Origin of the sequence: Collinsella sp. AM38-1BH, assembly GCF_003467545.1 — a bacterium.
Lineage (GTDB): Bacteria > Actinomycetota > Coriobacteriia > Coriobacteriales > Coriobacteriaceae > Collinsella.
This window is the reverse complement of record NZ_QSHC01000001.1, coordinates 57,393-69,952: the sequence shown is the minus strand read 5'-3', so window position 1 is coordinate 69,952 and position 12,560 is coordinate 57,393. Positions and strand designations below refer to the sequence as shown.

The following is a 12,560-nucleotide window of genomic DNA, read 5'->3' as shown; positions in this document are numbered from 1 at the left end:
CGTGCGTGCGTTTGCTCGACAAATGATAGAGCGTATGAAGGCGGTGGCGGCAGCAGGTGCCGTTGCCGCCTTTTGGCTTGCCGTGTGGGTCTTCGTGGCGGCGCTGGTGGCACAGCCGCTGATTTTGCCGGGTCCGGGTGCTGTTGTGGTGGCGTTGCTGCGGCTGGTATGCGATGCCGGCACGTGGGCGATTCTGGCGGGCTCGGGTGCGCGGATTCTAGGCGGTTTGGCGCTTGCCGCGGTGTGCGGTGGTTTGCTGGCCGGAATTTCGTCGCGCTCGCGGGCGTTTGCCCGCTTGGTGGCTCCGGCGCTTTCGTTTGTTAAGGCGACGCCGGTTGCCTGCGTGGTGGTCCTGCTGCTCATTTGGCTGGGGTCGGCGCGCGTAAGCATTGCGGCGGTCTTTTTGATGGCGCTGCCGGGAGTGTATTTTTCGCTGGTCGAGGGTTTGGCACAGGTTGATCAGCCGCTGGAGCAGATGTTTCGTCTGCATGGCGTGCAGGGTTGGCGTCTGTTTTGCGCCCATACCTGGCGCGAGGTCCTGCCGTTTGTGCTTTCGTGTGCGCGTGCCGTGATCGGCATGAGCTGGAAGGCCGGCGTGGCGGCGGAGCTCATCGGCATGGCGACGGGCACCGTGGGCGAACGCATCTATCAGGCGAAGCTTTTGATCGAGACGGCGGACCTGCTGGCGTGGACCGTGCTGGTCGTGGCGGCATCGTGGGCATGCGAGCGCGTGCTGGTGTGGTTGCTGCGGGCTTCGGGGCCCGTGGCGTGGCGTACTGCCGTGCGGGCGCATGGGCGCGGTGGCCGCGGGCGTGCGTGCGGCTCTGCTGGCGGCGGGGCTGCTGCGGAGCTTGCGCTCGCCGTGGGCGACCGGGCGCCCTGGTCGCCGGCGCTCGACGGACTGGTGCTTCATGTGCCCGCCGGTGGACGCACCTGTGTGATGGGCGCTTCGGGCGTGGGCAAGTCGACGTTGCTTGCGCTGGTGGCGGGGGAGTGCGCACCGTGCTCCATGGTGTTTCAGGATGTGCGCCTGGTCGAGGACGCCTCTGCTTTGGATAACGTGCTGGTGTGCGCCGATGCACGCGTGAATACCTCGAGTGCCGCTGCCTTGTTGCGCCTGCTGGTACCGGGGATCGATGTGCATGCCCGCGTGGCCGAGCTCTCGGGCGGGCAGCGCCGTCGTGTCGAGATTGCCCGAGCCCTGCTGTGTCCGGGCGGCGCAGTGATTCTGGACGAGCCCTTTACCGGTCTAGACATCGCTGCGCGCGACGCATGCACCGAGGTCGTGCTCGACTTGCTCGACGGCCGTATGCTGTTGCTTGCCACGCACGATTCCGCTGACGCTCGGGCCCTCAATATCTCGGACATCATCACGCTCTAAAGACTTACTCAGCAACAAATTGATCCGTTTTTTCTCCGTCCCCATGGGGTCGGGTATGGTATTCTATCTACGGGGTAATACTTAGGAATACCAAGTAATACCAACGCCGTAGAACAAACTCAAGATGCGGGCCAATCGGGTTGCCTTCACAGCCCGTCGCCCAGCCGCGTGGCCCGCATCCATCCGCACCACCGTCGTTTCAAAAAGGAAGCGCCATGGCAGAACACATGACCCCGGTTGTCGCGAAGGTCTTGCCCGAGGAAAAGGCGGCCTTCGCGGCGGCAACCCAGCTCGTGGGCACTACGCCGTCCAACGCCATCCGCATGTTTATCGCCGCCTTCAATCGCTGCGGCACCTTCCCGTTCGACATCTCGCCGAGCGGGGCTTTTGGTAAAGAGTGTCCCCAACAGCTAGTCGTTGAAGAACGTCCCCAATGACTAGTCGTCGGGAGGAGGTTGGCATGCTCAATGCGATGATTTGGGCGCTTGCCTGTTTTGGCGTCGTCGCTGCCGATATTGCCCTGAGCGTCGTTTTGTTTTCCGCCCTTGGTGTCGCGTCGGTGTTCATGGGCTTTTCGATTGACGACCTCGATATTCAATTGCTTCAGGCTGCCGCGCAGATGGCGTCGTTTTTGATGGCACTGCTGTGGTGGCGTTATCTGTGGCCGCGCTCGTTTATGGCGCGCTGGCAGGGCGAGCGCCCGCTTGGCGGGGGAGCAGGCAAAGCATGGAGGCGCATCGCCTGCGTTATCGTGATCGGCCTTGCCCTGCAGGTGGTCGTTGGCTACGTGACCGACGCTGTGCTGTCGCTGTTGCCCGAGGCGGCGGCCGATTACAGCGAACTTGTCGAGGAGACGGGCATGGGCGAAACGAGCTATCTGGCCGTCCTGACCACGGTGATCGGCGCTCCGTTTTGCGAGGAGCTGCTGGTGCGCGGTATCATTTTTGAGTTTTCGCTCCGAGCATTTAACCCGCAGTGCCGTCCGCTCTGGAAGCGCCGGCGTCGTGCGAGCGCGCAGGGCGGCGCCATGGTGCCCTGGGCGGCCCCAAGCACGTGGGGTATCGCAGCGGCGATTGTACTGCAGGCGGCAATCTTCGGTTTTATGCACATGAATTGGGTACAGGGTTGCTACGCGGGTGCCGCCGGCCTCATCTTCGGTTGGGTGCTCGTGACCACCGGAAAGCTCCGCTACACGATCCTGCTGCACTTTGCCTTTAATGCCGGGTCGTATCTCATGGGGCTGCCGTGGTTTGTGAATACGCCGCTCGACGTTGTGGTCACGGTTGGCATCGCCGGCTTTGTGCTGGTAGAGGCGATGCGGTCGCTCAAACTGACGTGCCAGACGGATCGTCCCTGCCAGCAAGCGTGATTCCCCTAAGGAAAACACGGCTAGGCGTGTCTGAGCGTGTTCCCCCTAGGGAAATCACGACTGGAGACAGCCCAAGCGTGTTTCCCCTAGGGAAAACACGCTTGGGCGATGAGGAGACGCCGACTGGCCAAGAGGCACCGGCCGGCCCTCGCCACGCTAGTTGTGGCGTCCGCCGCCGTTGGCGCCCTGACGTCCCTGGGCCGCGCGGTTGCGTCCGGCAGTGTTCTGCGCGCGCGACATGCCACCGTGGCCCTTGCTGCCTTTGGGTCCCTTGCCGGCGGCGCCACCGTGGGCCTTGCCGCCCTTCTTGCCGGTGCCATGGCCACCGCCAGCAGACGTCTCGCCCGGACGCGGGGGCACGGGACGAATCAGGCAATGCTTGGTGTAGCCGATCAAATCGCGGCGGCCGGCCTTTTCCAGCGCCTCGCGCACCAGCTTGTAGTTCTCGGGCTTGCGATACTGGATGAGCGCGCGCTGCATGGCTTTCTCGTGCGGGTCGCGCGCCACATAGATCGGCTCCATGGTGCGCGGATCCACGCCGGTGTAGTACATGCACGTCGACATGGTGGACGGCGTGGGGTAGAAGTCCTGCACCTGCTCGGGCATGTAGCCCATGTCTCTCACGGCCTCGGCAAGGTCCACAGCTTCCTTCATCGTTGAGCCGGGATGGCTCGAGATTAGGTACGGCACTACGTACTGCTTGAGTCCGTATTCGCGGTTCAAGCGTTCAAATTTACGGCAGAATGCGTCGTAGACGGCGCGGCTCGGCTTGCCCATCACAGACAGCACGGCGTCGCTCACGTGCTCGGGCGCTACGCGCAGCTGGCCCGAGACGTGATGCTCCAGCAGCTCGCGCAAAAACTCGTCCGAGGCATCGGCCATGGTGTAGTCAAAACGGATGCCGCTGCGGACGAAGACCTTCTTGACGCCCGGTAGCTGGCGCAGGTCGCGCAGCAACTGCGTGTAGCCGCTCTCGTCGACCACCATGTTCTTGCATACGCTCGGCCACAGGCAGCGCTTGTTCTTGCACACACCGTGCTTGAGCTGCTTGTCGCAGGCAGGGCGGCTAAAGTTGGCCGTCGGTCCGCCCACGTCGTTGATGTATCCCTTAAACTCGGGGTCGTGCGTGAGCAGCTCGGCCTCGCGCATGATCGAGTCGTGGCTGCGCATCTGCAGCACGCGACCCTGGTGGAAGGTGAGGGCGCAAAACGAGCACTCGCCAAAGCACCCGCGGTTAGAGCTGATTGAAAACTTGATCTCGGCAAAGGCCGGCACGCCGCCTGCCGCGTCGTAGTCGGGATGCCAATCGCGTGCGTAGGGGAGCTCTGCCACCTCGTCCATCTCGTCGGTGGTGAGTGTCGTCGACGGCGGGTTTTGCACCACATAGACGCTGTTGGGATAGGGCTCTACCAGGCGATGGCCGGTGATGGGGTCCATATTCTGCTGCTGCACGTTAAAGCTGCGCGCGTAGTTGAGCTTGTCGGCGGCAAGATCGTCCCAGCTGGGCAGCAGGTCGTAGTCGTAGGCCTCGTCGAGCGAGTTGGTGCGGTAGACGGTGCCGTTGATATAGGTAATCTGGTCGACGGGCAGTCCCGCGTCGAGCGCGTCGGCGATCTCGACAATCGCGTGCTCGCCCATGCCGTAGATGAGGATGTCGGCGCCCGAGTCGAGCAGCACCGAGCGCTTGAGCTTGTCCTGCCAGTAGTCGTAGTGGGCCAGGCGACGCAGGCTTGCCTCGATGCCACCGATAATGATGGGGGCGTCCTTAAACGTCTGGCGGATGAGGTTGCCGTAGACCGTGACGGCGCGATTGGGACGGCGCCCCTCTTCGCCACCGGGGGTATAGGCGTCGGTGTGGCGGCGATGCTTGGTCACCGAATAGTGGTTGACCATAGAGTCCATGTTGCCGGCACTGACGAGAAAGCCTAGGCGCGGCTCGCCGAGCACGGTGATGCTGGCGGGGTCGGTCCAGTCGGGTTGGCAGATGATGCCCACTTTGTAGCCGTGCGCGTCGAGGACGCGGCTGATGATGGCCATGCCAAAGCTGGGATGGTCCACGTAGGCGTCGCCGCAGATGTAGACAAAGTCGCACTGGTCCCAGCCGCGTGCATCCATGTCGGCTCGACTGACGGGGAGGAATTTATCGCGGCCCGGGCGCCAGGGGCGGGCGGGCGCTGCCGGGGTATGAGCGGCGTGGCCGCCCTGGGCCTTGCCGCCACGCTTTTGCTGCTGGCCCTGTTTGCCCTGCTGACTGCGCTGGTTGTTCTGAGCGTGCTGAGGCTTTTTTGCCACGATCCCTCCCGGTGTTTGTATGCTGCACGTAATTGTAACCAGTCTTTTTGGGGCGGGGCTAAAAAGACTGGGGGAGTACATGAGCTGGTGAGTGAGAGCGTCGCTGAGCCAGTCGTTTGTTTCCAGACTGTGTATCTGCGCGTTGGAGAACCCGTCTCGCGCGCACGCCATGTTGTCAATGGGTTACAGTATGAACGGCGGTTATGTTTCCGCCAACGCACGAGAGGGTCGTCAACAAGGAGGATGCACGACGATGCAGCGTGCCAAACAGATATCGGAGTCCATCGAACTGGGCATTATCCTGGCGCTCGCCGGTGGCTTTATGGATGTGTATTCGTACATTGGGCGCGACCATGTTTTCGCCAACGCGCAGACGGGCAACATCCTGCTTGTGGGCGTGAGCATTTCGGAGGGCAATTGGGTGCTGGCGGGACGCTATTTCTTCCCCGTGGTGTCGTTTGCCGTGGGCATTATGCTTGCCGACCTGGTGCACGAGCGGTTTGGCAGCGTGATCCACTGGCGTCAGGTGACGGTGTTCTTTGAAGCCGTCATCTTGCTGGGCGTGAGCTTTATCCCCGGTGGCGGTTACAACCTGCTCGCCAACTGCCTTACCTCGTTTGCCTGCGGCATGCAGGTCGAGAGCTTCCGCAAGATCCACGGTCACGGCATCGCTACGACCATGTGCATCGGCAACTTGCGCAACGCGCTGCAAAACGTGGACGATTACATCATCACCCACAGGCGCGGCTTTTTGGAAAACGGCCTGCTGTACTTTGGCGTGATCTTTACCTTTGTGTTTGGCGCCGTGTTGGGCAACTGGTGTATTGAGCGCATGGGCCTGCACGCCATCGTCGTGGCGAGCTTGCTGCTGTTTGTCGCGTTTGCCATCATGTTCATCGACCGCGAGCGCGACTTGCGCTTACGCTGGAAGGTTGCGGCCGAGGCTTGGAAAGAGGGCTGCCGAAAGTAACCGAATGCGGCAAAGGGGCTGTCCCTTCGCCGCATTATTTTTCATCATCTGTTGAAACGCTTTAAATAGTTTGACGTTCTCACGCGTTTTTTGTTTCAAAAGCGTTAGGATGGGACTCATAGCGTGGGGCGTAATGGATGCCCCGCACACGATGGGAGGCTATCAATGGCTAATCGTTTCGTTCTCAATACCATCTCTTATCATGGTTCCGGCGCCATCAAGGAGATCCCCGGCGAGCTCCAGCGTCGCGGCTACAAGAAGATCTTCGTCTGCTCCGACCCCGATCTGGTCAAGTTTGGCGTTACCGCTAAGGTGACCGACGAGCTCGACGCCGCCGGCATCGCTTGGAGCCTCTACTCCGAGATCAAGCCCAACCCCACGATTCAGAACGTCAAGGACGGCGTCGAGGCCTTCAAGGCCGCCGAGGCTGACGCTATCGTGACCATCGGTGGCGGCTCCTCCATGGACACCGCCAAGGCCATCGGCATCATCATCAACAACCCCGAGTTCGCCGATGTCCGCAGCCTCGAGGGCGTTGCTCCCACTAAGAACCACGCCGTGTTCACCATCGCCGTGCCGACGACCGCCGGTACCGCTGCCGAGGTGACCATCAACTACGTCATCACCGACCCCGAGAAGGTCCGCAAGTTCGTGTGCGTCGACACCAACGACGCCCCCGAGGTCGCCGTCGTCGACCCCGACATGATGGCTTCCATGCCCGCCGGCCTGACCGCCTCCACCGGCATGGACGCTCTGACCCACGCCATCGAGGGCTATACCACCAAGGGCGCTTGGGAGCTCTCCGACATGTTCCACTTTGAGGCCATCAAGCTGATCAGCGAGAACCTACGCGACTCCGTTGCCGAGGCCAAGTCCGGCCAGCCCGGCTCCGGCCGCGAGGGCATGGCCCTTGGCCAGTATGTCGCCGGCATGGGCTTCTCCAATGTTGGCCTGGGCATCGACCACGCCATGGCTCACACCCTGTCCGCTCACTACGACACCCCGCACGGCGTCGCTTGCGCCATGCTGCTGCCGATCGCCATGGAGTTCAACAAGCCGGTTTGCGCCGAGCGTCTGGCCAAGGTTGCCGTCGCCATGGGCGTTGACACCACGGGCATGAGCACCGACGAGGCTGCCGACGCCGCTATCGCCGCCGTCAAGCAGCTTTCCGCCGACGTGAATATCCCGCACGTCTGCGAGGCCATGAAGGCTGACGAGATCGAGGTCCTGGCCAAGGACGCCATGGCCGACGCTTGTTTCCCGGGTAACCCGCGCGAGGCGACGCTCGACGACGTCATCGAGCTCTTCAAGAAGATCTGCCCGGTTGCCTAACCCAGTTTGGTGGTCCTTCGCCCGTAGGCGTATGGTCTTTTGACTTGCCGCTGGCCCCGCCGTGCTACGCATGGCGGGGCTTTTTGTGCTGCGTCGATGCCCTGAGACGGGCAAAACCAAGGTGTACTGCCCGCTACGGATAGGTGGTGCACTTCCCAGCGTGCATTTTTGGGAGTATTCAGCAAGCTCTTAAAAATGCATAACGTTTTGAATGGCCCGTAGTGGCCCGCAGGCGCCCATCGACAGCCATTGCGGGTGGGCTATCGATGAGTGGAGGGGGTTGTTACTGAGTTTCTGCTTTGCGACGACCCGCAACACTGCTGTAACCGCGTCGTTTTGTCGTTCGCGATGGGGTCGTTGGGGCCCACGATGCTGAATACTCCGTTTTTTGCACGGCCCAAGGTGGGGTACCCTGAGACGAAGCAAAAAGATTCCTCATTTCTATGCAGATACCGATAGGATTTATGCAAGATTGGGATCGTAAGCCGTGCTCGTGCGCAAAATCGGCGCGAGGACGTCTGGAGGTGGCTCGGCTCCCAGAGCCTTGCGCGTGCAGAACGGTTAAAATCGGGACTCGGTCTTAGTTTTGCTTGGAAGGATGCACATGGCTTCTGTAATCGATGCTTCTCTAGAGGAGACGCTCTCCTATATCGCGGGACAGCTTAAGACGCTGACTTCTATTGCTTCGCCGACGGGCTATACCCGTGCGGCGACTGATTATCTGATGGAGACGCTGCGCGATATGGGGTTTGGGCCTGAGCGTTCTAATAAGGGTAACGTGCTCGTTGAACTTGGTGGCGAGGGTGAGCCGCTCGTACTGGCGAGCCATGTCGATACCCTGGGCGCCATGGTGCGCTCCATTAAGGACAATGGCCGCCTGCGTCCCACGACGCTTGGTGGGCACCAGTGGTCTACGGCCGATGGCGAGAACTGCACTGTCTACACGCGTGACGGCAATGTGTACACGGGCGTGGTTCTCAATACCGAGCCTTCGGCGCACGTTGCCGACGAGCCGGTCAAGACCGTCGAGAAGAACATGGAGATCCTGCTCGACGAGAACGTCGACAGCAAGGACGATGTGCTCGAGCTGGGTATTCAGACCGGCGACATCATCGCTATGGATCCGCGTACCACGGTGACGGAGAGCGGCTACATTAAGAGCCGCTTCCTGGATGACAAGCTTTCGGCCGCCATTTTGCTGGGCTTGGCGCGTGCCGTCGCCGCTGGTGAGGTGACGCTTTCGCGTAAGGTTTCGCTGCTCTTTACCGTGTACGAGGAGGTGGGCCACGGCGGCGCCTTCGTGCCGGCCGACACGCGCGAGATGATCAGCGTTGACATGGGCTGCGTGGGCGACGACCTAGGCTGCACCGAGCACATGGTGTCGATCTGCGCCAAGGATTCGGGCGGTCCGTACAACTACGACCTGGTGACCACGCTGTCCAATATCGCGCGCGAGCTTGAGCTCGATTACGCTATCGACGTGTACCCGCATTACGGCTCGGACGTTGAGGCCACGCTTTCCGCCGGCTACGACATCCGTCACGGCCTGATCGGCCCCGGCGTGTACGCGAGCCACAACTACGAGCGCAGCCACATGGACGGCGTGCGCAACACCTACGAGCTCGTCCGCGCCTACGTACAGCGCTAACGATGCAGCGGCCTCGGCTGATACGGCAGTACCGACCGAGGCCGTCCTCTCTAAGTCGCGGTGAAATAGGGACTGTTTGGCGGTTTTAAACGCTTAAACAGTCCCTATTTCACCGCAATTTATGAAGGGGATGGGGCTACTTAAGTGCGCCGGTCACCGTGCCGCCGCCGAGGACGATGTCGCCGTGGTAGACTACAACGGCCTGGCCGGGGGCGATGGCTCGCTGCGGCTCGTCAAAAGTCAGCAGCATTTGCCCGTCTTCGCCGCGCGTAAGGGTCGCTGCTTGGTCTTTCTGACGGTAACGGTACTTGGCGCCCACGCGAATGCCGCCGGCATCGAGTTCTGCCTCCATGCGGTCGGCAGGGGCGCTCCAGATCCAGTCGTCGGCCGTGAGTGCTGTGGCCGTTAGGTCCTCGGCCTCGCCCAGATGCACGGTGTTGTTGGCGGCATCGACGCCCGTCACATACACGGGATGCGCCATCGCGACGCCCAAGCCCTTGCGCTGGCCGATGGTATAGCGCAACGCGCCGTTATGGCGTCCGACCACGCTGCCGTCGCGCCACACAATGTCGCCCGGTGCAGCGGGATGTCCGCAGCGGCGCTCGATATAGCCCGCGTAGTCGCCGTCTGGAATAAAGCAGATGTCCTCGCTTTCGGCCTTTTGGGCGTTGGTAAAGCCCTGCTCGGCGGCTATGCGGCGCACGTTGCGCTCTTTGTCTAGGCCCGCCAGCGGAAAGATCGTGTGCGCCAGGCGCTCCTGCGTAAGCGAATACAAAAAGTAGCTCTGGTCCTTTTTGGAATCTTCGCCGCGATGTAGCTGCCAGGTGCCGTCTGCCGCCTGGCTTGTTTTGGCGTAATGTCCCGTTGCGATGTAGTCGCAGCCCATGTCCAGCGCCGCATCGAGCAGCGCGCCAAACTTAATGTGGCGGTTGCAGATAATGCACGGGTTGGGCGTCAGTCCCTCCTGGTAGGCGTTCACAAAGCGCTCGATAACGTTGCGGTCGAACGTCTGCTGCAGGTCGAGCACATGATGGGGGATCCCCAGACGCTCGGCGACGGCCTTTGCGTCGGCGATGTCGCGGTCGACCTTACTCATGCCCGTGATGGGATCGGGTGCGGGGCAGGTGAGGCGCATGGTGGCGCCGACGCATTCGTAGCCCTGGCTTTTGAGCAGGTACGCGGTCACGCTGGAATCGACGCCGCCGCTCATGGCGACGAGCACGCGCTTGTTGTGCATGGGGAGGTTCTCCTTGGTGGCATGTGGCCAAAAAAGAAAAGCGGCGCGGGAGGCTGGTTCCGCGCCGCAGACATTGTAGCAAGTTCGGACGTCTCGTGGGACACCCTAACGAGATGAGCTCAGGCCGCCAGAAGAGAGGGTAGACCGGCGTGCCTTGGGCCTATCGACAAGTGACGGGCCCTTAGTCCTGGAACAGTGCCGTGGACAGGTAGCGCTCGCCGGTGTCGGCAAGCAGGGCCACGATGGTCTTACCCTCGTTCTCGGGACGCTTGGCCAGTTGCAGTGCGGCCCACACGGCGGCACCGGACGAAATGCCCACGAGCACGCCCTCCTTGTGGCCCACGGCGCGGCCGGTGGCAAAGGCGTCGTCGTTCTCGACGGGGATGATCTCGTCGTAGACCTGGGTGTCGAGGACGTCGGGCACAAAGCCGGCGCCGATGCCCTGGATCTTGTGCGGACCAGCCTGGCCCTTAGAGAGCACCGGGGAGGTGGCGGGCTCGACGGCGACGACCTTAATCTCGGGGTTCTGCTCCTTGAGGAACTCGCCCACGCCGGTCACGGTACCACCGGTGCCAACGCCGGCGACGAAGATGTCGACCTGACCGTCGGTGTCGTCCCAGATCTCGGGGCCGGTCGTGGTCTTGTGAATGGCCGGGTTGGCGGGATTCACAAACTGGCCGGCGATGATGCTGTTGGGAGTCTCCTTCTGCAGCTCCTCGGCCTTGGCGATAGCGCCCTTCATGCCCTTGGAGCCGTCGGTGAGCACGAGCTGCGCACCGTATGCCTGCATCAGCTTGCGGCGCTCGACGGACATGGTCTCGGGCATGGTGATGATCACCTTGTAGCCGCGAGCCGCCGCCACCGAGGCGATGCCGACGCCGGTGTTGCCGCTCGTGGGCTCGATGATGGTGTAGTCGCCGCCGCGCACGAGCTTGCCTGCCTTCTCGGCCTCGTCAATCATGTTCTTGGCGACGCGGTCTTTAACGGATCCGGCGGGGTTGAAGTATTCCAGTTTGACGAGCACGCGAGCCTTGAGGTCCTCGTCGCCCTCAAAGTGGGTGAGCTCCAGAAGCGGGGTGTGGCCGATAAGCTGATCGATGGACGTGTAAACCTTGCTCATGGTGAACCTCCAAAGTGTTCAAATGACTGGATACCGTGTGGTTTTACGGTGTGTGTAGCAGCGAAACCCACAAACCTTATGGGTTGTTCGTTTTGCTGTTGGCAAGCATAGTAGACAGTAAAGCCTAGTAACGCAATAGGAAATAGAAGATTATTACGAGTCGATTAACCATCTTGACCGGAACGGGTATTTTCAAAACCAATATTTCGGCTAGAATTTCTACGGACTAAATGACCGAAAGGCAGCACTATACATGTTGGTTTCTACTAAGGGCAGATATGCCCTGCGCGTTATGGTCGATCTGGCCGAGCACCAGGCAGCCGGTCGCATCCCACTCAAAGAGATCGCGGCGCGACAGGGGATTTCCGAGAAATATCTCGAGAACATTTTGGCTACGCTCGTGCGCGCCAACATGCTCTCGGGCATGCGCGGCAAGGGCGGCGGCTATGTGCTCACGCGCCCGCCCGAGCAATACACGGTGGGCGAGATCTTGCGCCTGACCGAGGGCAGTCTGGCGCCGGTCGCCTGCCTGGATGGCGACTGCAAGGGCTGCTCGCGTTCGGATGAGTGCCCCACGCTCGACGTGTGGAAGAACCTGGACAAGCTCATCAACGACTACCTCGACGGTGTGACGCTCGATCAACTTGTCGCTCCCAACCATGGCTACGACTACGTCATCTAACCCACACCTGCATTTGGGGACGGGGTGGAAATGGTAGATTTTCTCGCCCTTTGAGACTTGGCAAATAAGAAGGCCGCCCATTTTTGCGATGGGCGGCCTTCGTTTTGGGCTGTTGAGACGGACACGGCCGGAATGGCCGTTTTAGTCCTCGGCGATGCTGTCGAGGATGCTGCGCGTGATGGACACCAGGATGCTGCCCATAAAGGCCGATCCAAAGCTGGCGATGGAGATGCCGACGCCCAGCAGGTTGACCGACAGGTAACTCGCGAGCTCAAGCATAAAGCTGTTGACTACGAGCTGAAAAACACCAAGCGTAATAATAGTGAGCGGCAGTGAGATGACGGTCAGGAACGGCTTGACGAGCGAATCGACAATGTTCAGGAACAGTCCCACAAAGGCAAAGCAGACCCAGGTCTCGGCAAAGCCGAAGGGTTGGATACCGGGGACGAGGAACGTGGCGATCGCGATGGCGATCGAGGTGAAGAGCCAGTTAAGCATAAAGCGCATGGCGTGAATCCTTTCTTGCGCC

General features: G+C 61.4%; 10 protein-coding genes and 1 pseudogene. 7 read left to right on the top strand and 4 right to left on the bottom strand.

The window, feature by feature from the left end:
• Position 1 precedes the first annotated feature (1 nt).
• The 3 genes from DW870_RS00235 to DW870_RS00225 all read left to right on the top strand — a co-directional run bounded on the left by DW870_RS00235 (position 2) and on the right by DW870_RS00225 (position 2,750).
• On the top strand, positions 2–1,381 hold the full coding sequence (locus DW870_RS00235) for an ATP-binding cassette domain-containing protein (protein WP_147332633.1): 1,380 nt from the start codon (positions 2–4) through the stop codon (positions 1,379–1,381).
• 215 nt (positions 1,382–1,596) lie between these two features.
• A complete protein-coding gene (locus DW870_RS00230; protein WP_022093947.1) occupies positions 1,597–1,818 on the top strand; it encodes a hypothetical protein in 222 nt (73 codons plus the stop codon).
• Between the two features lie 23 nt (positions 1,819–1,841).
• Positions 1,842–2,750, top strand: a complete 909-nt coding sequence (locus tag DW870_RS00225) for a CPBP family intramembrane glutamic endopeptidase (RefSeq protein WP_158556879.1) — start codon at positions 1,842–1,844, stop codon at positions 2,748–2,750.
• Between the two features lie 156 nt (positions 2,751–2,906).
• On the opposite strand, the gene DW870_RS00220 is transcribed toward DW870_RS00225, so the two are convergent.
• Positions 2,907–5,042 carry a YgiQ family radical SAM protein gene (locus DW870_RS00220; RefSeq protein ID WP_233547367.1) on the bottom strand — a complete coding sequence of 712 codons (2,136 nt, stop codon included), beginning with the start codon at positions 5,040–5,042 and terminating at the stop codon, positions 2,907–2,909.
• 253 nt (positions 5,043–5,295) lie between these two features.
• Between DW870_RS00220 and DW870_RS00215 the strand changes: the two genes are divergently transcribed.
• The 3 genes from DW870_RS00215 to DW870_RS00205 all read left to right on the top strand — a co-directional run bounded on the left by DW870_RS00215 (position 5,296) and on the right by DW870_RS00205 (position 8,992).
• Positions 5,296–6,012, top strand: a complete 717-nt coding sequence (locus tag DW870_RS00215; RefSeq protein WP_117769509.1) for a YoaK family protein — start codon at positions 5,296–5,298, stop codon at positions 6,010–6,012.
• Between the two features lie 165 nt (positions 6,013–6,177).
• Positions 6,178–7,344, top strand: a complete 1,167-nt coding sequence (fucO, locus tag DW870_RS00210) for a lactaldehyde reductase (RefSeq protein ID WP_117769511.1) — start codon at positions 6,178–6,180, stop codon at positions 7,342–7,344.
• Positions 7,345–7,948: 604 nt separating this feature from the next.
• Positions 7,949–8,992 carry a M42 family metallopeptidase gene (locus DW870_RS00205; protein WP_117769513.1) on the top strand — a complete coding sequence of 348 codons (1,044 nt, stop codon included), beginning with the start codon at positions 7,949–7,951 and terminating at the stop codon, positions 8,990–8,992.
• 136 nt (positions 8,993–9,128) lie between these two features.
• On the opposite strand, the pseudogene mnmA reads toward DW870_RS00205, so the two are convergent.
• A pseudogene (mnmA, locus tag DW870_RS00200) lies at positions 9,129–10,232 on the bottom strand (tRNA 2-thiouridine(34) synthase MnmA); the annotation flags it as partial.
• Between the two features lie 178 nt (positions 10,233–10,410).
• Positions 10,411–11,349 carry a cysteine synthase A gene (gene cysK / locus DW870_RS00195; protein ID WP_117769517.1) on the bottom strand — a complete coding sequence of 313 codons (939 nt, stop codon included), beginning with the start codon at positions 11,347–11,349 and terminating at the stop codon, positions 10,411–10,413.
• A gap of 253 nt (positions 11,350–11,602) precedes the next feature.
• Between cysK and DW870_RS00190 the strand changes: the two genes are divergently transcribed.
• Positions 11,603–12,031: an Rrf2 family transcriptional regulator gene (locus DW870_RS00190; RefSeq protein ID WP_022094857.1), complete on the top strand. Its 429-nt coding sequence runs from the start codon at positions 11,603–11,605 to the stop codon at positions 12,029–12,031.
• Positions 12,032–12,172: 141 nt separating this feature from the next.
• Here DW870_RS00190 and DW870_RS00185 read toward each other — a convergent pair whose 3' ends face one another.
• Complete coding sequence (locus DW870_RS00185) at positions 12,173–12,538, bottom strand: phage holin family protein (RefSeq protein ID WP_117769519.1); 366 nt, start codon at positions 12,536–12,538, stop codon at positions 12,173–12,175.
• Positions 12,539–12,560: the final 22 nt, after the last annotated feature.